The following is a 26,630-nucleotide window of genomic DNA, read 5'->3' on the forward strand; positions in this document are numbered from 1 at the left end:
ATCGCTCGTGCGCCGCGCGACTGAGACGTTTGCGTAGGTTCGGCCGGGTCTGGATCACGGCGCACTGATGATCACAATCACACCGTCAGCTCATGTCAGTCCCGGGATTTACTCCGACAAGTGAAGCCGATAGCCTGTGTCTAAAGACGTGGCTGGGAGAGTGACATGGGTTGGACGCGTCGCGGCGCGCTAGGCGCGGGGATCGCACTGGGGGCGGTGCCGCCATTCGCCTTGGCGGCGGCGGGCGCACCCTCGGCAGCGACCCCCTTTCCGCTGTCGCAGGTGCGGTTGCGGCCGTCGATCTTCCTGACGTCGGTGCAGGCGAACCAGCGCTATCTGCTGTCACTCGATGCGAACCGTCTGCTGCACAATTTCCATGCCGGGGCAGGGTTGCCGACCAAGGGCGAAGTCTATGGCGGATGGGAGTCGCGCGGGATCGCCGGGCATTCGCTCGGCCATTATCTTAGCGCGCTGTCGCTGGTCTACGCGCAGACGGGGGACCAGCCGTTCCGTGACCGCGCGGCCTATATCGTCGCCGAACTCAAGGCGATCCAGCGGAAGCAGGGGGATGGCTATGCCGGCGGGACAACCGTCGAGCGCGGCGGCAAGACCGTCGATGGCAAGGTGGTGTACGAGGAGCTGCGCAAGCGGGAGATCCGGTCGACCGGGTTCAGCCTGAACGAAGGGTGGGTGCCGCTGTACACCTATCACAAGGTGATGGCGGGCGTGCTCGACGCGCACCGGCATGCCGGACTTGCAGAGGGTCTGGCCGTGGCGATCGGGCTCGGAACCTATCTCGGCACGATCCTGGAGGGACTGAGCGACGTCCAGGTGCAGGACATCCTGCGGACCGAACATGGCGGGCTGACCGAATCCTATGCCGAGCTGTACACGCGAACCGGCAATCGCCGCTGGCTGACGCTGGCCGAACGGCTGCGGCATCACGCGATCGTCGACCCGCTCAGGGACGCGCGCGACGACCTCGCGGGGCATCATGCCAACACCCAGATCCCGAAGATCGTGGGGGAGGCGCGGCTGCATGAGCTGACCGGCGATACCGATCATGCCAGGGTCGCGCGGTCATTCTGGACGATCGTGACGCGCGACCACAGCTATGTCATCGGCGGCAATTCGGACCATGAGCATTTCGGCGAGCCGCGCAAGCTTGCCCAGCGGCTCGACCAGCAGACGTGCGAGGCGTGCAACAGCTACAACATGCTGCGCCTGACCCGGCATCTCTATGGCTGGACCGGTGATGCGCGCTATTTCGACTTTTACGAACGCGCGCATCTCAACCACATCATGAGCCAGCAGCACCCCGATACGGGGATGTTCACTTATTTCACCGCGCTGGCGCCGGGCATGGGGCGCGTGCATTCGAGCCCGACCGAGGATTTCTGGTGCTGCGTCGGGTCGGGCATGGAAAGCCATTCGAAGCATGGCGAGAGCATCTACTGGAAGCGCGGCGATGCGGTTGCGATCAACCTCTATTATGCCTCCACGCTGGATGCCCCCAAGGCGAAGCTCGACATCGATACGCAATTCCCGCTCGGCGACACGGTGCGGATCGCGGTCAGGACGGCGCCACGGACGCTGGCGCTCCGCGTGCCCGGCTGGTGCACCGCCCCGCTGTTGCAGGTGAACGGCAGAACGGCCGGCGTGCGCGACGGCGCGTATCTGCTGCTGACCGGGCTCAAGGCGGGCGACCGGATTGCCTTGTCGCTGCCCATGCCGGTGCGCGTCGAAGCGATGCCGGACGATCCAAGGCTGGTCGCGTTCCTCAGCGGCCCGCTGGTCCTTGCGGCCGATATGGGCGCGGGGGACCGTCGGTCCGACGGGCCGGACCCCGCGCTCGTCACCGACCGGACGGAACCGGAGCTGGTGAAGGCGACCGGATTGCACCGGTATAGACTGGGCGGGCAGGGCAAGCCGGGCGACCTGACGCTGCGACCGTTTTTTGCGCAGCATGACAACCGCACCGCCGTCTATTTTCGCCGGTTCGGTACCGCCGAGTGGCCGACCGCGCAGCTCGCCTGGGCGCGTGCGTCGCAGGAGCGGGCGGCGCTGGCCGCGCGGACGGTCGATGTGATCCGGCTGGGCGAGCAGCAGCCCGAGGTCGATCACGCGTTCGCCGACAGCGGCAACTCGGCGGCGGTGTCGCATGTCGCCGACCGCAGCCGCAACGTGAACATCGGGTATTTCGAATTCGACCTGACCGTTGCGCCGGGGCCGCTGACGCTGCAGGTCGAATATGGCGGCGGGCAGCGCAACAAGGATTTCCGGATCTCGGTCGATGGTACGCCGTTGGCGCGCGAGCGGCTCACGGGTGACGTCACCGCCGCCCGCAACGTCCGGACCTATACGCTGCCGCCCGAAACCACGCGCGGCAAATCGAGAATCCGCGTCCGCTTCGAGTCCGACACATGGCAGGGGGTCGAGGTCTATACGGTGCGGACGATGCGATCCGAGACGATCTGACCGGTACTACGGTCGATAGGCCCCGGGGGATTTCCGGCTGGTCGGTTAGGTCCGGGGGCGGTATCGGGCCACCCCGCGGATCGTCGATCGGAGACGTCATGAAGGTTGCGATCATTGGTGCAGGAATCACCGGCCTCAGCTGTGCGCTGCGACTCCAGCAGGACGGCTGCGTGGTGACACTGTTCGACAAGGGACGCGGTGCGGGTGGTCGGATGGCGACGCGGCGGATCGAGACGCCCGGCCGCACGATCGCGTTCGACCATGGCGCGCAATATCTGACGATGCGCGACCCGGATTTCGTGGCGGCGATGCAGGGCTGGGCGGCGGCGGGCGTCGTCGCGCGCTGGCCCGCGGCGGGGCCCGATGCCTGGGTCGGGACGCCGGGGATGAACGCGATCGTCGGGCATCTTGCGGCGCAGACGGACGTCCGCTGGAACACCCACGTTACCGCGCTCCGCAAGACGGCGACGGGGTGGCAGCTCGATCCGGGCGACGCGGCGCTGTTCGACAGCGTCGTCGTCGCGATCCCTGCTGAACAGGCGGCGGCTCTCCTCGCACCGCATGACGCGGCGATGGCGCGCGTCGCAGCGGACAGCCGGTCGGCACCGTGCTGGACAGCGATGTTCGCATTCGAGACGCCGCTCGCTATTTCCGACGACGTGCTGAAGGATCGCGGCATCATCGGCTGGGCCGCGCGCAACAGCGCGAAACCGGGACGCGATGGTCCGGAGGCCTGGATCGTCCAGGCGACGCCAGACTGGTCCCGCGATCATCTGGAAGACGCGGCGGAGACGGTGGTCGATCAGCTGCAGGCGGCGCTCGCGGCGCAGTGTGCCGACGCGCTGCCCGTGCCGATCGTCCGTGTCGGTCATCGTTGGCGCTATGCCCGCGCCGTGGCGGGCGAGTCCGGCTGCCTTTGGAATGCGGGCGAGGGGATCGGGGCGGCGGGCGACTGGCTGCTGGCGCCGCGGATCGAGAGCGGCTGGCTATCCGGCCGACGCCTTGCCGAGCAGATGCTGGCAGACGCGTAACGACGGATCCCAGCGCCGCGCGGTTCGTCACGCGGACCACGCATCGACGCGATCCGGTCATGGTCCGGCGCATGAAAATTGCCGCGAACCTTTGCGCGGCAGGCATTATCGGTTAACGGGGCCGCATGGCCACCCGTCCGCAGACCCTCTACGAAAAGATCTGGGCATCGCACGTCGTCGAACGGCGCGACGATGGCACCTGCTTGATCTATATCGATCGCCACCTCGTTCACGAGGTGACCAGCCCACAGGCGTTCGAAGGCCTGCGCGTCGCCGGACGGCGGGTGCGGCGGCCCGATCTGACGCTGGCGGTGCCCGACCATAATCTGCCGACGACCGCACGCGTCGACGCCGCGGGTGTGCCGCTGCCGATCGCCGATCCCGAAAGCGCGCAGCAGCTCGACGCGCTGCGTCGCAACACGACCGAGTTCGGGATCGACTATATCGACGCGACCGCGGTGCAGCAGGGGATCGTGCATGTCGTCGGGCCCGAACTCGGCTTCACGCTGCCCGGATCGACGCTGGTCTGCGGCGACAGCCACACCTCGGCGCATGGTGCACTCGGCGCGCTCGCCTTCGGGATCGGCACCAGCGAGGTCGAGCATGTTCTCGCCACGCAGACTTTGTTGCTGAGCCAGTCGAAGACGATGGAGGTCCGCGTCGACGGCACGCTGGGCTTCGGCGTCAGCCCAAAGGACGTGATTCTGGCGATCGTCGGGCGGCTCGGTGCTGCGGGCGGGACCGGTCACGTGATCGAATATACCGGCGACGTGATACGCGCGATGTCGATCGAGGGGCGGCTGACGGTCGCGAACATGTCGATCGAGGCGGGGGCGCGGGCCGGCCTCGTCGCGCCGGACGAGACGACCTTCGCCTATATCAAGGGCCGGCCGATGGCGCCGAGTGGCGAGGCGTGGGAGCGCGCGCTGGCCTGGTGGCGGACGCTGCCGAGTGATGCGGCGGCGTCCTATGACAAGACGGTCGTGTTGCAGGCGAGCGATATCGCGCCGGGCCTGACCTGGGGCACCAGTCCCGAGGACGTCGTGCCGATCACCGGCCATGTCCCTGACCCGATGAGCTTTGCCGACCCCGCCAAGCAGGCGGCGGCGCGCAAGTCGCTCGAGTATATGGGGCTGACGCCGGGTACCGCGATGCAGGACGTCGCGATCCAGCATGTCTTCATCGGCAGCTGCACGAACAGCCGGATCGAGGATCTGCGCGCGGCTGCGGCGATCGCGAACGGTCGGCGGGTCGCCGATGGTGTCCGCGCGCTGGTGGTCCCCGGATCGGGCCTCGTGAAGCGTCAGGCCGAGGCCGAGGGGCTAGACCGGATCTTCACCGGCGCGGGCTTCGAATGGCGCGAGCCTGGCTGCTCGATGTGTCTGGCGATGAATCCCGACAAGGTGCCGCCGGGCGAGCGTTGCGCCTCGACGAGCAACCGCAATTTCGTCGGACGGCAGGGGCCGGGTGCGCGCACGCATCTCGTCTCGCCCGCGATGGCGGCCGCGGCCGCGGTCACGGGCCGGCTGAGCGACGTGCGCGACCTGATGGGACATGAGTTATGAAGCGTGTGATGATGCTGTTGATGGCCGGCGCGGTGATGAGTGGCGTTGCAGCCTATATGGCGGCGGCGCGGACGCTGCCGGGCACCGGACGTGTCGCCCCGGCCGAAACCGGCCCGCGATGAAGCCCGTCTCGACGGTTTCGGGGCGCGCCTATCCCTGGGGGGCGAAGAACGTCGATACCGACGTGATCATCCCCGCGCATTGGCTGAAGACGATCACGCGGACGGGGCTCGGGCGCGGCGCGTTCGAGACGGTCCGTGCGCAGCCGGACAATGTGTTTGACGATCCCCGCTATTCCGGCGCGCCGATCCTGATCGCGGGCGACAATTTCGGCTGTGGGTCGAGCCGCGAGCATGCCGCCTGGGCGCTCGCCGACATGGGCATCGCCGCGGTGATCGCGCCGAGCTTCTCGGACATCTTCTCGGGCAACGCGTTCAAGAACGGCATCATCGCCGTCGTCCTGCCGCAGGATGCGATCGACCGGCTGATCGAGGTTGCACGGACCGACAGCGTGACGATCGACCTCGAATCGATGACCGTCACCACGCCGTTCCAGGACCGCTTCGTCTTCGATCTCGACGCGTTTCGCCGGCAATGCCTGATCGAGGGGCTGGACGAGGTCGGGCTGACACTGGCAAGAGATACCGCGATTTCAAAATTCGAGGAGGCGGTGGCCGAACATCGCCCCTTTCTGGAGAGGGAAAGCGGTTATGCGGGCATTGCTGTCGAAGGCGTCGGGCGGACCTGAAACTCTGATATTGTCGGAACTGCCTGATCCGGTCGCCGCGCCGGGCCAGGTCGTGATCGCCGTCAAGGCCTGCGCGATCAACTTTCCCGACGTGCTGATCATCGAGGACAAATATCAGTTCAAGCCCGAACGCCCCTTTGCACCCGGCGGCGAAATCGCGGGTATCGTCGCCGAGGTCGGTGACGGGGTCGAGGGCTGGGCGGTCGGCGACCGGGCGATCGCGATGCTCGGTCATGGCGGACTGTCCGAAAAGGTCGTTGCCGACCCGGCCAAGCTCTACCGCCTGCCCGAGGGGCGCGACTTTGCGGAGGGCGCTTCGCTGATCCTCACCTATGGCACGACGATCCATGCCTTGCTCGACCGTGGGCATTTGAAAGCGGGGCAGACGTTGCTCGTGCTGGGCGCGGCGGGCGGCGTCGGGCTGGCGGCGATCGAGCTTGGCAAGGCGTTCGGTGCGCGGGTCGTCGCTGCTGTCTCGTCCGAGGAGAAGGCGGCCGCCGCGCGTGCGGCGGGTGCCGACGAGACGATCGTCTATGCACGCGCGCCGTTCGACAAGGACCAGTCCAAGGCGCTGGCCGAGCAGTTCAAGGCAGCCGTCGGCAAGGCGGGTGCCGATGTGATCTATGATCCGGTCGGTGGCGACTATGCCGAGCCCGCGCTGCGCTCGATCGCCTGGGAGGGGCGGTATCTGGTCGTCGGCTTCCCCGCCGGTATCCCGCGGCTGCCGCTCAACCTGACTTTGCTCAAGAGCTGCGACGTGTGCGGCGTATTCTGGGGTGCGTTCGCTGCCCGTGACCCGAAGGCCAACCAGGCGCATATCGAAACGCTCTTCGAGCTGTGGCGCGACGGCAAGATCGCGCCGCGGGTGACCGAGCGGTTCGCGCTGGAGGACGGTGGCAAGGCGATCGCGAAGATGGCCGCACGCGCCGCGATCGGGAAGCTGGTCGTCGAACTCGGCTGATGATGTCTCTCGCGCCGTGCCGGTTCAGAGCAGGCGCGAGATCGTCATAACGATCGCCATCCACAGGATCGCGGATGCGGCCGCACCGAGTGCCATGCCATGCGCGATCGAAGGGAATCGACCGCGACCATGACCACTGGCACCGATCGGCGGCGCTGCGGGGTGACGCGATACGGCGGTGTCGGACGGCGGCGAAATGCTCCTTGGATGGTGGCCAGTCATTCTACTCTCCATGCCCGTGCCCTGTGTCACGTGACTGTCTTATAGATGATGGATGTGCCGGCATTGTTCCAGAGCCGCACCAAATTATTGCGGAGCCGTGGACCGCTACCTATCTGCTAAGCTCGACACGCCGGAGGGAACACGTGCGCCATGACGACTTTTGACGATCGCGAGCGATCTTTCGAGGCAAAATTTGCCCGCGACGATGAACTCGCATTCCGTGTCACGGCGCGGCGCAATCGGTTGCTGGGGCAATGGGCCGCGGCCGAGATGCGGCTGACCCGCGAGGAGGGCGACGCCTATGCCACCGCGCTGGTGCATGCCGATCTCGAAGGCGGGGGCGACGACGATGTCGTCCGCAAGCTGGTCGGCGACATGACTGCCGCGGGTCTTGACCATGACGAGGCGACGGTGCGCCGTGCGCTGGCGACGCAGATGATCGAGGCGCGTCGCCAATTGATGGAGGCCCAGTAATCCAATGCCGATGACCGCCGACGATATCCGCACGATGATTCGCGACGCCATTCCTGATGCCGAGGTCGAGATCACCGACCTGGCCGGGGACGGCGATCACTATGCTGCGCGCGTGACCAGCGCGAGTTTTGCCGGGCTGAGCCGGGTGAAGCAGCACAAGAGCGTTTACGACGCGCTGGGGGGCCGCATGGGCGGCGTCCTTCATGCGCTGCAACTGACCACCGTGATTGCATAAGGACGACGACATGACTGACGACACGCACGCGCGCATTGATGCGCTGGTGAAGGCCAACCCCGTGGTACTCTTCATGAAGGGCAGCCCGCTGTTCCCGCAATGCGGGTTTTCGAGCCGCGCGATCGCGATCCTCAACCATCTCGAGGTCGAGTTCGAGAGCGTCGACGTGCTGCAGGACCAGGGCATCCGCCAGGGCATCAAGGCCTATTCGGACTGGCCGACGATCCCGCAGCTCTATGTCGATGGCGAATTCCTCGGCGGATCGGACATCATGATGGAGATGTACGAAAGCGGCGAACTGAAGCAGGTCCTGGACGCGCAGAAGGCGGCAGGCTGAGTATTAGACGAGGCTCTGGATCGCGCGGGGGTATCTGGCCGCCGCGCGGTCGGGGCTTGCAGGGTACCGGGTGAGGGTGGACCGGTGCGAGACCTGAATGACAGCGACCCGTCCACCCTGCATAAGCGCTGAACGCGCGGTAACGCATGAGACGGTGCAGGCGATGTGCCAGTTAGCCCGAGTTGCGGACTTTCGCCGGTCTCGGTGGTTAATCGGCCGCAGCGCCGACCGCTGATCGTAAAGAAACCCGACACAGACGGTCATCGGCGTCGATCGCGAAACCGTAAGAAACTGACATTGACTACGACCGTAAACGAGCTGATTACAAGCGTAGTCAGTAAGGAGTGAGTCGTGGCCGAACGGATCAGTGATGCCGAACACAGCGTCATGGAGGTGCTGTGGGACGAATCCCCGCTCAGCGCGCAGGATGTCGCCGAACGCGTCGACCCGGCGCGCGGCTGGAGTGCCAACACGGTCAAGACGTTGCTCGGGCGGCTGATCGCGAAATCGGCGATCACGCATGAGGAGGATGGCCGGCGCTATCTCTATCGTCCGACCGTCGCGCGCGGTGATTATGTCGCGGGCGAATCGCGGCGGCTGATGGACCGGCTGTTCGGCGGCAGGCTGACGCCGCTGGTCGCGCATCTCGCCGAACGCGACGAACTGACCGCGCAGGACATTGCCGAGATCGAGGCGTTGCTGAAGGATCTCAAGGCATGAGCGCGGGGCCAATCCTGTCCGGGGGGATCGGAGACGGCCCCGCCGCCGCCCTCCAGTCGATCGATACGGCCGCGCTCGCGGGCTGGGCGAGCGACGCGCTGATCGCATCGACGCTGCTGATGCTCGTCGTGCTGCTGGTCCGCGCGCCGGTGCGCCGCGCCTTCGGGGCGCAGGTCGCCTATGCGCTCTGGGCGCTGCCCGTGTTGCGGCTCGTGCTGCCGTCGATGCCCGAGACGTGGCACGCGGCGGCGACGCCCATTACCCGCGCTGGTGAGACGATCAGCGTCTACATGATCGCGCCCGCTGCAACGGCCGCGACGACGGGGGCAATGATGGCTGCGGCGACACCGGATGTGGTGGAACCGTCGTTCGGCGCTGTTGTTGCGGGAGTGTTCGGGGGCGGGCTCGGCAGCGCGCTGGGGGCCGCATGGGCGGTCGGGGCGCTTGGGCTGCTCGTCTGGCATCTGCTTCAGCATCGACGGTTCTGCCGGCGGATGCTCGACAGCGCGGACCGGCTCGACGACCGCGACGGGGTGCGCGTGATCGCCACCGCGGCGGCGCCGGGTCCGCTCGCCTTCGGTCTCGTCCGCCGCTACGTCGCGTTTCCGCGTGATTTCGCGGATCGCTATGACGCGGACGAGTGCGAATTGGCGCTGGCACACGAGATTGGCCATCACCAGCGCGGCGACCTGTTCGCCAACTGGGTGGCGTTGATCGTGCTCGCGCTCCACTGGTTCAACCCGGTCGCCTGGCATGCGTTTCGCCGGTTCCGCGCGGACCAGGAGCTTGCCAACGACGCACGCGTGCTCGCCGGCCGGTCCGCGGTCGACCGCCACATCTATGCCTGCGCGATCGTCAAGGCGGCGCATGGCGGCGCGGTGTCGGCCGCGTGTCACCTCCACACCATCACCGATCTGAAAGGGAGATTGCGCATGTTGACGACTTCTCGGATTTCACGCGGCCGGATCGCGACGGGGGCGGCCTCGGTCGGCCTGCTGGTCGCGACGGGGCTCGCGCTGACCGCTTCGGGCACCAAGGCCGCCACGGCGATCCGTGCCGGTGTCGAGGACCGCGTGGCGCCGGTCGTCCCGGCGGCGCCCCTGCCACCTCTGCCACCTCTGCCACCTCTGCCATCTATGCCAGTCTTGACCCCGGTCGCACCCGTGGCGCCTGTCGCGCCCGCTGCGCCGCTTACCGCACGCCCCGCCGACGCGCGTCAGGTCACGACGATCGTCACGCGCGACGGCAAGACCGTCAGCACGCGGGTCATCCGTGCGAAGCCGGGCAGCACGATCGTCGCGTCGGGGATGGTACCCGAGGTGACCGAACGCGCCTGCGTCGATGGCAAGGACGGGCCGGGCAAGCACTATGTGATCGACCGGACCGAAGGCGGCGTGCGCAAGATGGTCATCTGCACCAATCGCATCGAACAGGCCGCCGCCGACGCCGCCACCGCGGCGATCAATAGCCGCGAGATCGAGGCGAGCGCCTACGCCTCCGCACTCGCCAGTCGGAAGATCGCGCGGGCCTCGATCGAGAAGAACACCGACATGACCGCTGCGCAACGCCGCGAGGCGCTTGCCGGCATCGACGAGGGTCTGGCCGAGGTCCAGGCGGACATCGCCAAGCGGGATTGACCGGCATTCTGGGGTAGGGGGCGGTGCCTGCGGCCCTGGACTCTGACTTTCGTCCGGATGACGGGATCGGGGTGGTATCACAGGGTCGGGCGGCGGGGTCTTGGGTTCGGGTCTTGCCATGCGCGCCGCCAGCCGCCATTTCGGGGGCATGGCTGAGCATCCGACCGGCATCCCGATCCAGCTCGAGCCGCTCGTCGTCCGCGTGCTCGCGCCGAACGCGTCGCCCTATACCTTCACCGGCACGCAGACGCATATCGTCGGGACGACCGCGCTGGCGGTGATCGATCCCGGGCCCGACGATCCCGCGCATCTCGATGCCTTGCTGCGCGTGATCGATGGCCGCCCTCTTGCCGCGATCGTTGTCACGCATCATCACCGCGACCATAGTCCGGCAACGCGCCCGTTGCAGGCCGCGACCGGCGCGCCGATCGTCGGCGCCGCCGCGTTCGCGCCCGGTGTCGCGGCCAATAGTTCGTTCGACGCGCTCTATGCACCCGATCGCGTCCTGGCGGACGGCGAGACGGTCGGCGCGGCGGGCTGGACGCTCGAGGCGATCGCAACGCCGGGCCACACGTCGAACCATCTCGCCTTCGCCCTGCGCGAGAGCGGGGCGCTGTTCTCGGGCGATCACGTCATGGGCTGGTCGACCAGCGTCGTCGTGCCGCCCGATGGCGACATGACCGACTATATGGCGAGCCTCGAGCGGCTGCTGGGACGCGACGACCGTGTCTATTATCCAGGGCATGGCGAGGCGATCGAGCGGCCGCAGCGGCTGGTGCGCGGGATGCTCGGCCACCGCAAGCAGCGCGAGGGGCAGATCCTCCGTCTGCTGCGCGAGGCGCCGCGGGGTGTCGCGGCGCTGGTCGAGCGCATGTATGTCGGGCTCGATCCGCGGCTGGTGCCGGGCGCCGAGGGATCGGTGCTGGCGCATCTGTATGATCTGCGCGGTCGCGGGCTGGTCGGCGAGACGGAAGGGGATGGTGCATGGCGGATGGCGTGAACGAGGACAGCCGCGGCACGGAGTCTGCGCGGCGTGGCGGGGTCGGGTCGTTCCTGGCCAAGGCGGCGGGGGTGCTGGTGCTGCTCGCGCTGGCCGCGCTGATCGCGCTGTGGGGCGTGCAGCGGTACGTGCAGAGCCGGCTGACGCCCGACCCGACGACGATCGCGAGTGCGAGCTTGGAGGGGCTGCGCGAACAGAACCGGCTGTCGACCTTTGCCGCGCGGTTCGTCGCGGTGGTGACGTCGCGCCAGTCGCAACTGGGTTTCACCACCGAGAAGACGCTGATCATGCCGGGAATGGTCCGCTATGAGGTCGACCTCGGCAAGCTGTCGCAGCGCGATGTCGCCTGGGATGCCGCGACGCGGACGCTCGCGGTGCGATTGCCGCCGGTCGAGGTGGAGGGGCCGCAAATCGACCTCAATGCGCTGCGCGAATATGGTTCGGGCGGTGTGCTGGCGACGCTGACCGATGCGGAGAAGCGGCTCGACACCGCCAACCGGCGCGCGGGCCAGATCGAGCTGGTCCGCCAGGCGCGCGAGCCCGCGATGATCCGGCTGGCGCGCGACGCGACGCGGCGTGCGGTCGAGCGTAGCTTCGCGATGCCGCTGCGCGCGGCGGGAGTGGATGCGACCGTCAGCGTGCGCTTCGCCGACGAGGCGCAGGCGTCGACCGAGCGATGGGACACGTCGCGTTCGCTGCAGGACGTGCTAGGGAACCGCAACTAAACCGGGATACGACAATGGAACTCCACCAGAATTTTGCGGGCATCGACATTCGCGGCGAGATCGAGCGGCTCCGCAAGGAGAAGAACGCGATCATCCTCGCGCATTATTACCAGAAGCCCGAATTGCAGGACATTGCCGATTTCGTCGGCGACAGCCTCGACCTGTCGCGCAAGGCGGCGGCGACAGAGGCGGATGTCATCGCGTTCTGCGGCGTGCGGTTCATGGCGGAGACCGCCAAGATCCTGTCGCCCGACAAGATCGTCGTGCTGCCCGACATGGATGCCGGCTGCAGCCTCGAGGACAGCTGTCCCCCCGAACAGTTCGCGGCGTTCCGCGCCAAGCATCCCGATCACATCGCGCTGACGTACATCAACTGCTCGACCGAGGTGAAGGCGCTGTCCGACATCATCGTGACGTCCTCGTCGGCCGAGAAGATCCTGTCGCAGCTGCCCGCGGACCAGAAGATCATCTTCGGCCCAGACCGCAATCTCGGCGGCTATCTGGTCCGCAAGACCGGGCGCGAGATGCTGTTGTGGCCGGGCGTGTGCATCGTCCACGAGGCGTTCAGCGAAAGCGAGCTGCTCAAGCTCAAGGCCGCCAATCCGGGCGCGCCGATCGTCGCACATCCCGAATGCCCGCCGATCATCCTCGACCATGCCGATTATATCGGGTCGACGCGCGGCATCCTCGACTATGCGATCGCGATGCCCGGCGACACGCTGATCGTCGCGACCGAGCCGCATATCATCCACCAGATGGAAAAGGCGTTGCCGAACAAGCGCTTCATCGGTGCGCCCGGCGCCGACGGTAACTGTAACTGCAATATCTGCCCGTACATGGCGCTCAACACGATGGAGAAGCTGTACGTTGCGCTGCGCGATCTGTCGCCGCGGATCGAGATCGAGGAGGGGCTGCGGCTCCAGGCGAAGAAGAGCCTCGATACGATGCTGGCGATGGCCTCGGGCACGGTCGGGATGGGCGATCTCGGCCCGGCGCAGACCAGCGGGACGCGTTCGTGAGCGCAGCGCTGGCGGGCTTCGACATCGATAGGTTCGTCGCTGCGACGCTGGCCGAGGATCTGGGCACGATCGGCGACATCACCTCTGCGGCGGTGATCCCCGCCGAGGCGCGCTTTGCCGGGGTGATGGACAGCCGCGACGCGATCACCGTCGCAGGCCTCGCCCTCGCCGATGCGTTCTTCCGCGCGCTCGATCCCGAGGTCCGGATCGAGCATCTCGTGGAGGACGGGCAGGCGGTCGCTGCGGGTACCGAGCTGATGCGGATCGAGGGCCGCGCGCGCGCGATGCTGACCGCCGAGCGGTCCGCGCTGAACACCGTCCAGCACCTGTCGGGTGTGGCGACGATGACGCAGGCCTATGTCGATCGGATGCAGGGCACCGGCGCCATCCTGCTCGACACGCGCAAGACCATCCCCGGGCTGCGCGTGCTCGAAAAATACGCGACCCGCATGGGCGGTGCGCAGAACCACCGCATGGGGCTGTGGGATGCGGCGATGATCAAGGACAATCACGTCGCGGTCGCCGGCGACGTCGGCGAGGCGGTGCGTCGGGCGAGGGATGCGGGCATCGCGCAGATCATCGTCGAGGTCGACCGTGTCGACCAGATCGAGCCCGCGCTGGCGGCGGGGGCAACGCATCTGCTGCTCGACAACATGCCACCCGAGATTCTCCGCGGTGCGGTCGCGCTGGTCGATGGCCGCGTGCCGACCGAAGCATCGGGCGGCGTGTCGCTCGACACGATCCGCGCGATCGCCGAGAGCGGGGTCACCTATGTCTCGGTCGGACGGCTGACCCAGTCCGCGCCCGCCGCCGATATCGGGCTCGATTTCGCGACGCTTTGATTGGCGCGCGGGGACTGGCGCGTGGGTAGAGACGCGGTATCGTGCCGCCACGACATGATCGCGAAATGAACAGGGTGAAGATGCGTCCCAAATCCGTTATATTGGCCGAATGGCTGTATCTCGCCTCGATCGGTCTGCTGATCGCGGTCAGCGTGCTGACCTGGGATGCCGCGGTTGCGCAGGGCGGCTTTGCACTGGCGGCAGGGGTGACGGCGTTCGGCGTCGGACTGTCGCTGCTGCTGCTGATCCTTACGACGCGCAGGGGTAGCCGGGTTGCCCTGTGGCTGCTCGTCGCGCTGACGGTACTCGGCGCCGCTGGGGTGATGCTGCAGGTCGCGACGGGGGTGCTTGCGACAGGGCTGATCGGGATGCTGACGATCGCGCAGCTCGTGCTGACGATCCTGCCGATCGTCCTGCTGTTCCGGCCCCGAGCGCGCGCCTGGTTCGACGAGGTCGCGGACCGCGGCATCGATGACGATGCCGAGGAGGAGATCGAGGCATGACGCGGATGAACCGGCTCGCGGGCATGATCATCGTCGCTGGGCTGTCGGTGCCGGGCATTGCCGCGGCGCAGGCCTATAGCTGTTCGGCGCCCATCGGCGGCATCGACCGCGTCCGCCCCGACCTGCCGTCCACGCGCGAACCTGCGCGGATCCTGCCGATCGCGAGCTATACGCTCGCCATCACCTGGGCCCCGCAATATTGCCGCGAGAAAGGCGACCAGCCGAGCGCCCGGTTCCAGTGCGGGGCGGGCAACCGGTTCGGCTTCACGCTCCACGGCCTGTGGCCCGACGGCGCGGGCAAGACCTGGCCGCAATATTGCCGCGCGACCGCCATCGTCCCGCAGGCGGTGATCAAGCGTCAGCTCTGCACGACGCCGTCGGCGCAGCTGATCCAGCATGAATGGGCCAAGCACGGGACCTGCATGCCGGGCTATCAGCCCGCACGCTATTTCCGCCAGTCGAGCAGCCTCTACGCCAAGCTGCGCTATCCCGACATGGACACTCTGTCGCGAAGCCCGCTGACCGCCGGGCAGTTCGCCACGGCGATGGCGAAGGTCAATCCCGGTCTTAACGCGGCAATGATGCGGGTTACGACGACCAAGCAGGGCTGGCTCGACGAGCTATGGATCTGTCTCGACACGGCCTTCCGTTACAAGCGCTGCCCCGCGCACGCAGGCGGGGTCACGCAGGGCACGCCGATCAGGATCTGGCGCGGCGAGACCTGACCCGCACTCAGCCGGCCAGCGTGACGGTCGAGGGGTGGTGCTTGTCGAGGTGACGCTTGATGATCCGCAGGTTGCGCGTGTTCGATCGGAACATGAAATCCGCGGCGTCGCCGACGAACGGCACCAGCCCGAGCGCTGCGTCGAACCCGACATTGCCCATCATCCGGGCAAGCTGGAACTTCGACATGCCGAGGTTGCGCGCCTCCCAGACGAGCCAGCTCCCCATCAGTGCACCGATCAGGTCGCCGACGACGGGGATGAGCCCGACGATCGCGTCGAGCCCGATCGGGCGGTTGATCCCGGGGACCATGAACGCGCGTTCCAGAATGCGCTCCAGCGCCTCGACCCGGGCGCGGACCGAGGCCGGGTCCTGACCGATCGCGAAGCTGCTGGCCAGCGTGGCGGGATCGATGCGAGTGGCATTGTTGGTCATGCGACTCACTTGGTGTCGGGACGAAGCCTGTTCAACGGGTGCCACGCGCGGCTGTTCGGCTGCCACTGCTGCAGCCGCGTCGCGACCAGCGACCAGCGGAGCGGCCGTGCGAGCGGAATGAAGGGCACGTCCTCGTTCAGCGCGGCATCGGCCGCCGCAATCCGCTGGCTGCGTTCGGCGAGCGTCGGCGCGGCACGCGCGGCGTCGAGCGCCGCCTGCGCGGGGGCGCTGCAGACGATGCACGCGTTCGCCAGATACCAGCGCGCGCTGTCATAGGGCGCCACCAGATCGATCAGCCGCAGATCGGCGGGGGCGTCGATCGCGACGCGCTCGGGCAGGATGCCGATCCGGAGCAGGGCGGCTGCGACATGCGCGTAGAGGATCGTCGCGCCGGATCCGGCGGGCAGCGCGATCCGCATCGCGATCGGCCCGCTCTGCGCCTGCTCGCGCCACGTCGCGACCCGTAACCGGGCACCTGCGCGGCGCTCGTCCTGGTTCAGCAGCGTCCATGACGGCACCTGCGGGAGCCCGGCGGAGTCGAGCGGTTCGGCGAGGATGCGGTCGGCCGCCTCCCAATTGGGGGCGATCGCGGCGGTCAGCGCGCTGCGATCGATCGCCTGCGAGATTGCCGCGCGGTTCGCTGCCTCGGCAAGGAAGCCCGTCCGCGAGACGATCGCGAGCCCGAACAACCCGACCGCAGGGTCGACCCGGATCGCGGCGGGGGCGATATCGGCCGTCGCGAGAAGCGGCCAGTCGGCGAAGCTGCCGCCGCTCACCAGATCCGAGTCGCGATGCGCAAACCGCGCGATCGCCCGTGCCGCACGCTCGCCGATCAGGCGGACGTCACGTTCCGGCTGCATCTCGAGCTGGTCTTCGGGGTCGGCGCGGTTGAGGTCATAGACCGGGCGCAGCAGCGGCGCGGCGCCGGGCTGGGCGATGCGGAACGGGCCGCTGCCGCCGGTCGGCCGCAGACGTAGCAACGCGAGTTCGGGCTGTGCGAACAGCTTGAGCAGGTCGGGACGCGGTCGCGACAACCGGACCTCGATCACCTGCGGCGTCATCACGACGATCTCGTCGACCGCGCTGAGAAAGGGGGCGAGCGGATTGCGCGATGCCGGCACGATCTGGCGTTTGAGCATCGCGACGATCTGATCCGCGGTGATGCGGCTACCGTCGCTCCACGTGGCTTCGCGCAGGCGGAAGATATAGCTCATGCCATCATCGATGACGATCCAGCGTTCGGCGAGGCCAGGCTCGATCTGGCCGGCGGCATCGAACCGGACCAGCCCCTGCGCCGTCGAATCGATCAACAGGCGCGAGGGGAGGTCGATCGGGCCCCGGCGGGCATCCGCGGCAGCAGGCACCCCACCGATCGCGCTGACGACGACAGCCCCCGAGTCGCGGCGCCGGTTGCAGGCCGCCGGTGCGAAGAGCAGCGCGGCGGCACAGGCAAGCGTGATGGTGCGGACGGCGGGACTCGAACCCGCACTCCAGGGGAGGGAGATTTTAAGTCTCCTGCGTCTACCGGTTTCGCCACGTCCGCACACGGGAGTCAGAAAGACGAGGTCGAGCGCAGGGTCAACCCATGTTGGACCCGCAGGTGCCGCTCAATCGACGTTAAGACGCGAGCGCATTTCCTTGCCGGGCTTGAAATAGGGGACGCGTTTGGCGTCGACGGCGACGACTTCGCCGGTCCGGGGATTGCGTCCGGTCCTCGCATCGCGCGCGCGCGTGGAAAATGCGCCGAAGCCGCGCAGTTCGACCCGGCCGTCGGCGGCCAGCCGCTTCGAGATCTCGTCGAAGAAACACGAGACGATCAATTCGACCTCGCGCGGCTCCAGGTCCGGATGCGCATCCGTCAGTTTTTGAACAAGCTCAGATCTGATCATGGTAACGAGCCCCCGCCCATATGTGATAATACTGATTTAGGTCAGTAATTGGGGCGATAGCACCAAATGAGTTTCAAGCCAAAAGCAAAAGGGACCGAAATGCATCGAGCATCCCGGTCCCAATTCGCTTACTTCTTTTCGGCTTCCGTGCGGGCCTTGAGAGCCTCGCCCAGGATGTTGCCGAGGGTCGCGCCGGAGTCCGACGAACCATACTGAGCGACGGCCTGCTTCTCTTCGGAGATCTGCATCGCCTTGATCGAGAAGGTCGGCTTCTTCGAACGATCGAAGCCCGTCACCATCGCGTCGAACTTCTGGCCGACCTGGAAACGCTCCGGACGCTGCTCGTCGCGATCGCGACCCAGATCCGTGCGCTTGATGAAGCCGGTCGCGCCATCGTCGCCCTGCTGAACTTCGAGGCCCGCGTCGCGGACTTCGAGAACGGTGACCGTGACGATCGCGTTCTTGTTCAGCTTGTCGCCTGCTGCTGCGATGCCGCCGGCCGAAGGCCCGCCGCGCTCGAGCTGCTTCATGCCGAGCGAGATACGCTCCTTCTCGGCGTCGATGTCGAGCACGACGGCCTCGACGGTCTCACCCTTGCGATGCAGGTTGAGCGCGTCCTCGCCCGAAACGCCCCAGGCGATGTCGGACATGTGGACCATGCCGTCGACGTCGTTGTCGAGGCCGATGAACAGACCGAATTCGGTCGCGTTCTTGACTTCGCCCTCAACGGTCGAGCCGATCGGATGCGCGGCAGCGAAGGCCTCCCAAGGATTGGCCTGAGCCTGCTTGAGGCCGAGCGAGATGCGACGCTTCTCGGAATCGACTTCGAGGACCATGACGTCGACTTCCTGCGAAGTGCTGACGATCTTGCCCGGATGGACGTTCTTCTTCGTCCAGGACATTTCCGACACGTGGACCAGGCCTTCGATGCCCGCTTCCAGCTCGACGAACGCACCATATTCGGTGATGTTCGTGACGCGGCCGGTGAGCTTCGCGCCGACCGGATACTTGACCATCGCGCCATCCCAGGGATCGCTCTCCAGCTGCTTCATGCCGAGGCTGATGCGCTGGGTGTCCTTGTTGATGCGGATGATCTGCACCTTGACGGTGTCGCCGATGTTCAGGACTTCGCTCGGGTGACCGACGCGCTTGTAGCTGAGATCGGTGACGTGCAGCAGGCCGTCGATGCCGCCGAGGTCAACGAACGCACCATAATCGGTGATGTTCTTGACGACGCCGTCGATGATCTGGCCCTCGGCGAGGCTGAGGATCAGGCCCGAACGCTGCTCTGCACGCGTCTCTTCGAGAACCGCGCGACGCGACACGACGATGTTGCCGCGCTTGCGGTCCATCTTCAGGATCTGGAAGGGCTGGGGGATGTCCATCAGCGGGGTGACGTCGCGCACGGGGCGGATGTCGACCTGCGAGCCCGGCAGGAACGCGACGGCGCCGTTCAGGTCGACGGTGAAGCCACCCTTCACGCGGCCGAAGATCACGCCCTCGACGCGGGTCGTCTTCGAGAATTCGGTTTCCAGCTTGTCCCATGCGGCTTCGCGGCGCGCACGATCGCGGCTGAGCATCGCTTCGCCATGGACGTTCTCGACGCGGTCGACATAGACTTCGACTTCGTCGCCGACCTTCAGGTCAGCCTTCTGGCCCGGCGCTGCGAATTCGCGAAGCGGCACGCGGCCTTCCGACTTCAGACCGACGTCGATGACGGCCATGTCGTTCTCGATGCCGGTCACGGTGCCATGCACCACGCGGCCCTCGAAGCTGTCGGCGTCGCCGAGCGTCTCGTTCAGCATCGCGGCGAAATCGTCGCGCGACGGCATTACCTGGGTTGCCATAGAATTCAGTAATCCTAGTCTGTTTCCGGCCAAGCGGTTGGATCCGCTGGTCTTGGCCTTCGTTGCCGCGACGACCGAACGCCGGCACGGCATCCGGACGGCACGAGGCGCAGAGGATGTAGACGCTGAATGCGAAAACGGCGCGTGAGACTCAAAGGTCTCCGCGCCTTCCTCCACGAGCATCGCTCGCCGGACGCTCCTGTGTAGCGGAAACCCCGTCTCGGAGCAAGTTCGCCGCTGCAGCGTTAGGGGCGGCTCACAACAGGAGCGAAGATTTGAGCGAACGCGGCATTCTCGTGCTGGGCTGGATCGCCACGGCGACGGCGATCGTGATGTACCTGTCGTATATCGACCAGATCATGCTGAACCTGGCCGGTCAGAAGGGATCGGTGGTCCAGCCGTTCGCAACGATGGTCAATTGCGGGCTGTGGGTGGCGTATGGCGTGCTGAAGCCGAAGCGCGACTGGCCGATCGCGGTGGCGAACTTCCCGGGGGTGGTGCTGGGGGCGATTACGCTGGCGACGGCTTTGTAACGGGCGTCTGAGCGCCTCCTTGTTCTCCCGCAAAGGCGGGAGCCTAGTCTGGGTCCCCGCCTTCGCGGGGAAACAGCGTTGTTTTACGGTACACTAGCCCAACCAAAAGCCACCCCGGCGAAGGCCTGGGCCCAGTTGGGGGACGTCGCTAACCAAGGGCAGCGCTCCGTTACTGCGACCTTTCCGACTGGGCCCCGGCCTTCGCCGGGGTGGTTTTCCCCTCTTGGTGAGCGAGAGGTCTAACCCGCCTTCTTCGCCCGCTGCGCCTCGACCAGCGCCACCGCGCGCTGCACCGACGCTTCGATCGACAGGAAGCTCGTATCGAGCAACGCCGCGTCCGCCGCCATCACCAGCGGTGCGATCGAGCGGCCGCTGTCGCGCGCATCCCGCGCCCGGATGTCCGCCAGCACGCGGTCCTTGCTCGCCGTGCCGCCACGTGCTTGCAGTTCCGCATGGCGCCGCTGCGCGCGGATGTTCGGGGTCGCCTTCACGAACAGCTTGGCATCCGCATCGGGCGCGATGACCGTGCCGATATCGCGCCCGTCGAGGATCGCGCCACCCGCCTGCGCGGCAAACCGCTTCTGCCGCTGCATCAGCGCCGCGCGGACCAGCGGATGTGCGGACACGATCGAGGCCATCGCCCCGACATCGTCGTCGCGCAGCGCCGGGTCCGTCATCACCGCATCGTCGAAGTCGCATGCGGCAACCGCATCGGCTTCCTGTTCGGGGTCCAGCCCCATCCGCGCCACGTTCAGCGCGACCGCGCGGTAGAGCAAGCCGGTATCGAGATAGGGGAGGCCGTAATGCTTCGCCAGGGCGCGCGCGATCGTGCCCTTGCCCGATGCCGCCGGACCGTCGACTGCGATGATCATCTTAATTCCCCTGGCCGGTCGCCCGACCCGTTAATTCGTCGAGCGACCGGAAGAACACGGGATAGCTCGTCGCCACCGGCGATATGTCGTCGATCGTGATGGGCTCGGCGCTGCCAAGTCCAGCCACCACCATGCTCATTGCGATGCGATGATCGAGTTTCGAGGCGACCCGAGCGCCACCGCGAATCGCCGCCCCGCCCGAACCCGTGATCGCCATGCCGTCTTCGAATTCCTCGCACGTCACGCCGCACGCCTCGAGCGCGATCCGCATCGTCGTGATCCGGTCCGATTCCTTCACCCGCAGCTCGTGCGCGCCCCTGGCGACGGTCGTGCCGGACGCAAACGCCGCGGCGACGAACAGCACCGGATATTCGTCGATCATGCTCGGCGCGAGATCGGCCGGCACCTCGATCGCGGTCAGCGCGGCATGGCGGACGCGCAGGTCGGCGACGGGCTCGCCGCCGACGGTCCGCGGATCGAGCTCGGTGATGTCCGCGCCCATCATGCGCAGCGCCGTGACGATGCCGATCCGTGTCGGGTTCAGCCCGACATTGCGCACGACGATGTCCGACCCCGGCACGATCGACGCCGCGACCAGCCAGAAGGCTGAGGACGACGGATCGCCCGGCACGACGATATCCTGCGGGGTCAGCTCCGCCTCGCCGGTGATCGAGATCACGCGGCCTTGGTCCGTTTCCTCGACGGTCAGCTGCGCGCCGAACCCGGTCAGCATCCGCTCGCTGTGATCGCGCGTCGCGACCGGCTCGATCACCGTGGTGATGCCGGGCGTGTTGAGCCCTGCCAGCAGGATCGCCGACTTCACCTGCGCCGACGCGACCGGCAACGTGTAGGTGATCGGCACCGCGGGGCAGATCCCGCGCACCATCAGCGGCAGCTTGCCGCCGGGCGACGCGGTGATGTCCGCGCCCATCTGCGACAGCGGCTCGATCACGCGGCCCATCGGTCGTCCCGACAGCGAGGCGTCACCGGTGAAGGTGCAGGTGATCGGGTGGCTCGACACCAGCCCCATCAGCAGCCGCGTCGAGGTGCCCGAATTGCCCATCTCCAGCGCGGTCTCGGGCTGGAGCAGCCCGCCGACACCGACGCCGTCGACGACCCAGATGCCGTCGTCCTGCCGCTCGATCGTCGCGCCCATCGCGCGCATCGCCGCCGCGGTGGCGAGCACGTCCTCGCCCTCCAGCAGGCCGGTGATCCGGCTGGTCCCGACCGCGAGGCTCGCGAACATCAGCGCGCGGTGGCTGATCGACTTGTCGCCGGGGACCGCGATCGAACCGGTCAACGGACCGCGCGCGACGACGTCCAGCGGTTGGGGGAGGGGGTGTGTCATGGGGCCGGGCTTTTGACAGTGGCCTTGCGCTATGGCAAGGCGCGCCCACTTTGCGGGGGCATCCCCCACAATCTATCCATTCGAAAGGTTCTATCGGCATGATCAAGCCGGAATGGGGCACGAAGCGTTCGTGTCCGAAATGCGCGACGCGTTTCTACGACCTCGAAAAGGCCGACCCCGTCACCTGCATCGAATGCGGGTATGCGTGGGAGCCCGAGCCGATCCTGAAGTCGAAGCAGCCGCTGCCGTTCGAGGTCGCCAAGCCCGACACCAAGAAGCCCGATGCGGATCTCGAGGGTGACGAGGAAGAGGATATCGCCTCGATCACCGGCGAGGACGAAGAGCCGTCCGCGGACGACGAAGTCGATCTGGGCGGCGACGACGACCTTGGCGTCGAGACGCCGCAGGACGAGCACGAGCGTTGAGATAAAGAAATTTGGCAGGCGGCGTTTACGCCGCTTGCCAACCCGGGCGGCTCCGGTTAGTGAGCCGCCTCCCAACGGGAATGGGGCCGTAGCTCAGCTGGGAGAGCGTTCGCATGGCATGCGAAAGGTCAGGGGTTCGATCCCCCTCGGCTCCACCATTCTCGTTGATACGCGACGCGGTCGCGGTCCCTTATTTATGATGGATACCCCGCAGCGGGTCGTACTGCCGTTGTGCGGTGACGGGCGTCAATAGGTCGCCTGGAAGGTCTCGGTGGCGACGCTGAGACCATGGGTCAGTGCGTGTACGGATTCGAGCTGCTGGCCGATCCGCCGGGCCAGGCTGATGAAGCGCTGGTTTCGGACTTCGAGATGCTCGACGCTGTCGGTCATCGCGCGCGCGGTGAGCGCGGTTTCGTCGATCGCGGCGGTGATCGCGAGGATGCGCTCGCTCTGACTATGTGCGGTGTCGGTCACGATGACCGCGCGGGTCTGGATATCGGCGATGTCGTGCACGATCGCGCGATTCGCGGCGACGACGTCGCGCGTCGCGATCTGCATCGCCGAGATCTGCGGTTCGATTCGCGCGACCGCATCGGACGTCTGCGTGGCAAGCGTCTTCACCTCGGCTGCGACCACCGCGAAGCCGCGCCCGGCCTCTCCGCTGCGCGCCGCCTCGATCGCGGCGTTGAGCGCGACCAGACCGGTCTGCCGGGCGACCGCGCGGATGATGTCGAGGATCGAGCCGATCGATCCGGCATGGTCCGACAACCCCTGAGACAGCGCGACCGTCTCGTGCGCATGCGCCATCGCGCCGCCGGCGGCGCTGCTGGTGTGGCGGACCTGGTCGACGACCGTGTCGATCATGCCGGCCATCATCGCCGAGGTCTGTGCGGCATCCTGCATCGCGGCGGTGGATTGCTGCGCGGCGACGACGACGTCGCCCAAATCGCGGACGATCAGTTCGAGTTCGGCTTCGCCCGCGCGGCCCATCGCCTGGCTCTCCGCCGCCGCGGCATCGGCTTCGGTGACGACGGTGGCGATCTCCTCGCGGAACCGTTCCGCCTGCGCGGCTTGCGCCGCGACGACGTCGGTTAGCCGTCGCTCGACCGTGACGTCGCGGTAGGTGATCACCGCGCAGTGCCCGGGCAGCGGGGCGAAATTGATATGCAGGATCGTCCCGTCGTCGAAATGATGATCGATATCGACGCTTTCCTGCCGGGCCTGCCAGCGACGATGATTGTCGACCACGGTCGCGATCCGTGCCGCGGACCAGCCGACGGCGGTGCCGACGACCCCGAGAAAGCTCGCCATGTCCATGCCGATCATGACGCGGTCCGGGTCGAAGCGGAACAGCGCCGCCACGCGCGGATTGACCAGCGCGATCCGCTCCGCCGCGTCGAAGACCACGACGCCGTCGGCGACCGCGGTCATCGCGATCGCCAGCAAGACGTTGGGGGGCATCGATCCGGTGCCTGGCGCGGCTTCCACCGCTGGCAAGGGGCGGGGGATTACGGCATGTCGCGTCTGCATCACCGCGGACTAGCCCAAAATGGTTTTAAGTCCGTTACTTAACCCCGATCCGTTACCCTTTACGACGGGCGTCACCGTGTCGCGGGCGACGTCCGCCGGGCGGTCAGGATGCGGATCGGCGCGGCGATCATCTGGCCCTTCATCACGCCTTCGCCCTTGGTCGGCGAGGTAGGCGCGGCAAGGATGTCGCGGACGATGTCCATGCCCTGGACGACGTGCCCGAACGCGGCAAAGCCGGTATTGTCGCCCGGCTTCTCGGGATGTGCGTCGAGGAAGGGGATCGCGCCGACGGTGATGAAGACGTCGGCGCGCCCGGTCCCCGGCGCCAGCCGTGCGAGCGAAATCGTGCCGTCGGTGTGGAGCACGCCGGTCTTGCTGGTCGGCTCGTGCGCGATCGGCGGGAAGGCCCGCTTGGGATTGCCCTCGATCCCGCCCTGGATCAGTCCCGTATCAGGCCCCAGCCGCAGCGCGCGATAGAAGGTCGTGCCGTCGAGCTTGCGCGCGTCGACATAGCGCAGGAAATTCGCGGTGGTGATCGGTGCGCGTTCTTTCTCGAGTTCGAGCACGATCGGGCCGAGGCTGGTGGTCAGCGTCACGCCAATAGTCGCGGGGCGCGGCGTCGCAGCGGGCACCGATGACGACGCATCTGCGGGCCCGGTGACAGGCGCTGGCACCGGTGGAACCTCTTGCGCGGCAAGCGGGGTGCTGCCCAACAGGGTGGCAAGGACGGCGTATCGCAGCATGTCGAAACTCCTGAATTCTGTCCCATTCGCGGACGGGTTAAAACGGGACGATTTTGTCGCTGGTCGAAAAGGTAAACACCGCGTTAACCGGTCGCCATGACCCGACGCCTAGTCCTGACCAACGAAGCCGCGCGCCACCCGTTTCGACGGACGCTGCCCCCGCCCGTGATCGCTGCGCCGGGCGGGCGCGACGATCAGGACGTCAAGCTGTTCGTGCTGAGCTTCGCGGCCTTCTTCACCTGCTTCTACAGCTTCATTTTCTGATCACGGGCAGGCAGGTTTCGGCATCGTCGTCGCAGGCGCGGTGCAGTTTCTGGGCGATCCAGGCGGATACCAGGCACATGCCGGCGACCAGGAACAGCAGGTCCTCGGGTGTCACGCCCGCCATCGTGATGCCGATGACCGCGATCGACCCGATCGTCATCGCGCCCGAATTGACGACGTTGTTCGCCGCCACCGTCCGCGCGGTCTGATCCTTTTCGACCGTCGTCGTCAGGAAGGCGTAGAGCGGGACGACGAACATCCCGCCGGTGATCGCGATCATCATCAGGGTGCCGAGCACCGGCCAGGCGCGCGGCTGTGCCAGGAACCCGGCCCAATCGTAGAACTGGCCCGGCGCCGCCGGGGTCCAGGTCCGCACCAGGACCGAGAAGATGACGACGAATCCGCCCATCGCGATCACCGAGGCGGGTGCGTAGCGCGCCGAGATCCGGCCCTTGAGCATCGTGTTGATCACCACCGAACCGATCGCGACGCCGATCGAAAACACCGCGATCACGAAGCTGGCGACCCGCTCGTCGGCGGTCAGCACGTTCTTGACCAGCGGCGGGAAGATCACGATCAGCACCGCGCCGATCGTCCAGAAGAAGCTGATCGCGCAGATCGCCAGGAACAGCCGCGGGATGTGCATCGTCGCGCTGATCAGCCGCCACGACGCGGTGAACGGGTTGTAGTTGAGCACCAGCGGCGGGCCCTCGCGCGGTGCCGGCGGCACCTGGCGACCCGCGAACCAGCCGATCACCGCGATCGCCAGAACCGCGATCGCCGCGCGCTCGATATGATCGGTCATGAACCCGGCGGTGATCGTCCCCATCAGGATCGCCAGATAGGTGCCGGCCTCGACCAGCCCGGTGCCGCCGAGCACGTCGCATGGCGGCAGATGCTGCGGCAGGATCGCGTATTTGATCGGCCCGAAGAACGTCGAATGCACCCCCAGGCACAGTACCGCCCCGAGCATCAGCCCGAGGCCGATCGTCGAATGGCCGCTGCGCGCCACCATCAGGCCCGCCGCGCCGAGCGCCATGATGCCGATCTCCGCGCTCTTCACGAGCCGGATGATCCGCGCCTTGTCATGGCTGTCCGCGAGCTGCCCGGCGAGTGCCGAGAGCAGGAAAAAGGGGATGATCGCAATTCCGGTGGCGAGTGCGTTGAAATTCGCCTCCATCCGCGGATCGTTGAAGATCGCATAGGTCGCGAACAACACCATCGACGTCTTGAACAGATTGTCGTTGAAGGCGCCCAGAAACTGTGTCGTGAACAGGGGCAGGAAGCGTCGTTGCTTCAGCAACCCGAGTGCGTTGCGCATGCGAGAAAAGGCCCTGATCGTGGCAATAAGACTGCCGCGGCCTTAGCCCAGCGGGGGCGGTAGGCCAATGGTTTAGCGCCGCCCGCGTCGGCCGGGTGTCCGCGTACGGGATCCGGACGAGCCCCCGCGCCACGGTCCGGCGTCCGCGCTTGCCGCACATTAGTCGGCACCGATCGGTAAAACCCGGTTTCGCCAAGGGCATG

At 67.0% G+C, this 26,630-nt stretch carries 30 protein-coding genes and 2 tRNA genes; 21 read left to right on the top strand and 11 right to left on the bottom strand.

The window, feature by feature from the left end; all coding sequences use genetic code 11:
* Positions 1 to 165: 165 nt before the first annotated feature.
* The 6 genes from sphsw_RS16645 to sphsw_RS16665 all read left to right on the top strand — a co-directional run bounded on the left by sphsw_RS16645 (position 166) and on the right by sphsw_RS16665 (position 6,783).
* Positions 166 to 2,478: a glycoside hydrolase family 127 protein gene (locus sphsw_RS16645; RefSeq protein WP_031441611.1), complete on the top strand. Its 2,313-nt coding sequence runs from the start codon at positions 166 to 168 to the stop codon at positions 2,476 to 2,478.
* Between the two features lie 98 nt (positions 2,479 to 2,576).
* Positions 2,577 to 3,509, top strand: a complete 933-nt coding sequence (locus sphsw_RS16650) for an NAD(P)/FAD-dependent oxidoreductase (RefSeq protein WP_031441612.1) — start codon at positions 2,577 to 2,579, stop codon at positions 3,507 to 3,509.
* 125 nt (positions 3,510 to 3,634) lie between these two features.
* Positions 3,635 to 5,074, top strand: a complete 1,440-nt coding sequence (gene leuC / locus sphsw_RS16655) for a 3-isopropylmalate dehydratase large subunit (protein ID WP_031441613.1) — start codon at positions 3,635 to 3,637, stop codon at positions 5,072 to 5,074.
* Positions 5,071 to 5,196: a hypothetical protein gene (locus tag sphsw_RS20770; protein ID WP_261362615.1), complete on the top strand. Its 126-nt coding sequence runs from the start codon at positions 5,071 to 5,073 to the stop codon at positions 5,194 to 5,196. The genes leuC and sphsw_RS20770 overlap by 4 nt, the downstream gene beginning before the upstream one ends.
* The gene (gene leuD, locus sphsw_RS16660; RefSeq protein ID WP_031441614.1) at positions 5,193 to 5,822 is read left to right on the top strand and encodes a 3-isopropylmalate dehydratase small subunit; all 630 of its coding nucleotides are present in this window, start codon (positions 5,193 to 5,195) and stop codon (positions 5,820 to 5,822) included. The genes sphsw_RS20770 and leuD overlap by 4 nt, the downstream gene beginning before the upstream one ends.
* Positions 5,785 to 6,783, top strand: a complete 999-nt coding sequence (locus tag sphsw_RS16665) for an NADPH:quinone oxidoreductase family protein (RefSeq protein ID WP_031441615.1) — start codon at positions 5,785 to 5,787, stop codon at positions 6,781 to 6,783. The genes leuD and sphsw_RS16665 overlap by 38 nt, the downstream gene beginning before the upstream one ends.
* Before the next feature lie 24 nt (positions 6,784 to 6,807).
* Here the strand turns inward: sphsw_RS16665 and sphsw_RS16670 are convergent, their stop codons facing one another.
* Complete coding sequence (locus sphsw_RS16670) at positions 6,808 to 7,005, bottom strand: hypothetical protein (protein ID WP_031395263.1); 198 nt, start codon at positions 7,003 to 7,005, stop codon at positions 6,808 to 6,810.
* A gap of 150 nt (positions 7,006 to 7,155) precedes the next feature.
* Here sphsw_RS16670 and sphsw_RS16675 point away from each other — a divergent pair, with 150 nt between their 5' ends.
* From sphsw_RS16675 to sphsw_RS16725, 11 genes are all read left to right on the top strand, one after another.
* Entirely contained in the window at positions 7,156 to 7,479 is a 324-nt protein-coding gene (locus sphsw_RS16675; RefSeq protein ID WP_031395262.1) for a DUF1476 domain-containing protein, read from the top strand.
* Between the two features lie 4 nt (positions 7,480 to 7,483).
* On the top strand, positions 7,484 to 7,714 hold the full coding sequence (locus tag sphsw_RS16680) for a BolA family protein (RefSeq protein WP_031395261.1): 231 nt from the start codon (positions 7,484 to 7,486) through the stop codon (positions 7,712 to 7,714).
* Positions 7,715 to 7,724: 10 nt separating this feature from the next.
* Positions 7,725 to 8,051 (top strand): Grx4 family monothiol glutaredoxin, encoded by a 327-nt coding sequence (gene grxD, locus sphsw_RS16685; RefSeq protein ID WP_031395260.1) that lies wholly within the window; start codon positions 7,725 to 7,727, stop codon positions 8,049 to 8,051.
* Between the two features lie 351 nt (positions 8,052 to 8,402).
* Positions 8,403 to 8,771, top strand: coding sequence for a BlaI/MecI/CopY family transcriptional regulator (locus sphsw_RS16690; protein WP_031441616.1), 369 nt, complete (start codon positions 8,403 to 8,405; stop codon positions 8,769 to 8,771).
* Positions 8,768 to 10,408, top strand: coding sequence for a M56 family metallopeptidase (locus tag sphsw_RS20775; protein WP_052380992.1), 1,641 nt, complete (start codon positions 8,768 to 8,770; stop codon positions 10,406 to 10,408). Before sphsw_RS16690 ends, sphsw_RS20775 begins: the two co-directional genes overlap by 4 nt.
* 148 nt (positions 10,409 to 10,556) lie before the next feature.
* Positions 10,557 to 11,408, top strand: a complete 852-nt coding sequence (locus sphsw_RS16700) for an MBL fold metallo-hydrolase (RefSeq protein ID WP_031441618.1) — start codon at positions 10,557 to 10,559, stop codon at positions 11,406 to 11,408.
* Positions 11,393 to 12,133, top strand: a complete 741-nt coding sequence (locus sphsw_RS16705; RefSeq protein ID WP_042467614.1) for a DUF4230 domain-containing protein — start codon at positions 11,393 to 11,395, stop codon at positions 12,131 to 12,133. Before sphsw_RS16700 ends, sphsw_RS16705 begins: the two co-directional genes overlap by 16 nt.
* Before the next feature lie 14 nt (positions 12,134 to 12,147).
* Positions 12,148 to 13,152 (top strand): quinolinate synthase NadA, encoded by a 1,005-nt coding sequence (nadA, locus tag sphsw_RS16710; protein ID WP_031441620.1) that lies wholly within the window; start codon positions 12,148 to 12,150, stop codon positions 13,150 to 13,152.
* A complete protein-coding gene (nadC, locus tag sphsw_RS16715; RefSeq protein ID WP_031441621.1) occupies positions 13,149 to 13,994 on the top strand; it encodes a carboxylating nicotinate-nucleotide diphosphorylase in 846 nt (281 codons plus the stop codon). Before nadA ends, nadC begins: the two co-directional genes overlap by 4 nt.
* Positions 13,995 to 14,074: 80 nt before the next feature.
* The gene (locus tag sphsw_RS16720) at positions 14,075 to 14,497 is read left to right on the top strand and encodes a hypothetical protein (protein ID WP_152555538.1); all 423 of its coding nucleotides are present in this window, start codon (positions 14,075 to 14,077) and stop codon (positions 14,495 to 14,497) included.
* 5 nt (positions 14,498 to 14,502) lie between these two features.
* Positions 14,503 to 15,222, top strand: a complete 720-nt coding sequence (locus sphsw_RS16725; protein ID WP_031441623.1) for a ribonuclease T2 family protein — start codon at positions 14,503 to 14,505, stop codon at positions 15,220 to 15,222.
* 7 nt (positions 15,223 to 15,229) lie between these two features.
* Here the strand turns inward: sphsw_RS16725 and sphsw_RS16730 are convergent, their stop codons facing one another.
* The 5 genes from sphsw_RS16730 to rpsA form a co-directional block, all read right to left on the bottom strand.
* On the bottom strand, positions 15,230 to 15,655 hold the full coding sequence (locus sphsw_RS16730; RefSeq protein WP_031395950.1) for a DUF4112 domain-containing protein: 426 nt from the start codon (positions 15,653 to 15,655) through the stop codon (positions 15,230 to 15,232).
* Between the two features lie 5 nt (positions 15,656 to 15,660).
* Positions 15,661 to 16,965: an ABC transporter substrate-binding protein gene (locus tag sphsw_RS16735; RefSeq protein WP_235188439.1), complete on the bottom strand. Its 1,305-nt coding sequence runs from the start codon at positions 16,963 to 16,965 to the stop codon at positions 15,661 to 15,663.
* Between the two features lie 149 nt (positions 16,966 to 17,114).
* Positions 17,115 to 17,198: transfer RNA gene (locus sphsw_RS16740), tRNA-Leu, on the bottom strand.
* A gap of 64 nt (positions 17,199 to 17,262) precedes the next feature.
* Positions 17,263 to 17,544: an integration host factor subunit beta gene (locus sphsw_RS16745; RefSeq protein WP_031393082.1), complete on the bottom strand. Its 282-nt coding sequence runs from the start codon at positions 17,542 to 17,544 to the stop codon at positions 17,263 to 17,265.
* A 128-nt stretch (positions 17,545 to 17,672) separates the two neighbouring features.
* Positions 17,673 to 19,391 (bottom strand): 30S ribosomal protein S1, encoded by a 1,719-nt coding sequence (gene rpsA, locus sphsw_RS16750; RefSeq protein WP_031393081.1) that lies wholly within the window; start codon positions 19,389 to 19,391, stop codon positions 17,673 to 17,675.
* 275 nt (positions 19,392 to 19,666) lie between these two features.
* On the opposite strand from rpsA, the gene sphsw_RS16755 reads away from it, so the two are divergent.
* On the top strand, positions 19,667 to 19,924 hold the full coding sequence (locus tag sphsw_RS16755; protein WP_031441625.1) for a SemiSWEET family transporter: 258 nt from the start codon (positions 19,667 to 19,669) through the stop codon (positions 19,922 to 19,924).
* Between the two features lie 239 nt (positions 19,925 to 20,163).
* On the opposite strand, the gene cmk is transcribed toward sphsw_RS16755, so the two are convergent.
* Together cmk and aroA are read right to left on the bottom strand one after the other, a co-directional pair.
* Complete coding sequence (gene cmk / locus sphsw_RS16760; protein WP_031441626.1) at positions 20,164 to 20,796, bottom strand: (d)CMP kinase; 633 nt, start codon at positions 20,794 to 20,796, stop codon at positions 20,164 to 20,166.
* A gap of 1 nt (position 20,797) precedes the next feature.
* Complete coding sequence (gene aroA, locus sphsw_RS16765) at positions 20,798 to 22,144, bottom strand: 3-phosphoshikimate 1-carboxyvinyltransferase (protein ID WP_031441627.1); 1,347 nt, start codon at positions 22,142 to 22,144, stop codon at positions 20,798 to 20,800.
* 98 nt (positions 22,145 to 22,242) lie between these two features.
* On the opposite strand from aroA, the gene sphsw_RS16770 reads away from it, so the two are divergent.
* Positions 22,243 to 22,569, top strand: a complete 327-nt coding sequence (locus sphsw_RS16770) for a TIGR02300 family protein (RefSeq protein WP_031395784.1) — start codon at positions 22,243 to 22,245, stop codon at positions 22,567 to 22,569.
* Between the two features lie 82 nt (positions 22,570 to 22,651).
* Positions 22,652 to 22,727, top strand: a tRNA-Ala gene (locus sphsw_RS16775).
* A gap of 88 nt (positions 22,728 to 22,815) precedes the next feature.
* On the opposite strand, the gene sphsw_RS18485 is transcribed toward sphsw_RS16775, so the two are convergent.
* Both sphsw_RS18485 and sphsw_RS16785 read right to left on the bottom strand, forming a co-directional pair.
* Positions 22,816 to 24,030: a methyl-accepting chemotaxis protein gene (locus sphsw_RS18485; RefSeq protein ID WP_052380993.1), complete on the bottom strand. Its 1,215-nt coding sequence runs from the start codon at positions 24,028 to 24,030 to the stop codon at positions 22,816 to 22,818.
* Between the two features lie 140 nt (positions 24,031 to 24,170).
* The gene (locus tag sphsw_RS16785) at positions 24,171 to 24,842 is read right to left on the bottom strand and encodes a peptidylprolyl isomerase (RefSeq protein ID WP_031441629.1); all 672 of its coding nucleotides are present in this window, start codon (positions 24,840 to 24,842) and stop codon (positions 24,171 to 24,173) included.
* A gap of 96 nt (positions 24,843 to 24,938) precedes the next feature.
* Here sphsw_RS16785 and sphsw_RS20120 point away from each other — a divergent pair, with 96 nt between their 5' ends.
* The gene (locus tag sphsw_RS20120; protein WP_168427553.1) at positions 24,939 to 25,106 is read left to right on the top strand and encodes a hypothetical protein; all 168 of its coding nucleotides are present in this window, start codon (positions 24,939 to 24,941) and stop codon (positions 25,104 to 25,106) included.
* Here the strand turns inward: sphsw_RS20120 and sphsw_RS16790 are convergent.
* A complete protein-coding gene (locus sphsw_RS16790) occupies positions 25,096 to 26,427 on the bottom strand; it encodes an MFS transporter (RefSeq protein ID WP_042467616.1) in 1,332 nt (443 codons plus the stop codon). The two genes, sphsw_RS20120 and sphsw_RS16790, sit on opposite strands and share 11 nt — an antisense overlap.
* Positions 26,428 to 26,630 lie beyond the last annotated feature (203 nt).

It is taken from the genome of Sphingomonas sp. FUKUSWIS1, assembly GCF_000733135.1.
Lineage (GTDB): Bacteria > Pseudomonadota > Alphaproteobacteria > Sphingomonadales > Sphingomonadaceae > Sphingomonas > Sphingomonas aerolata.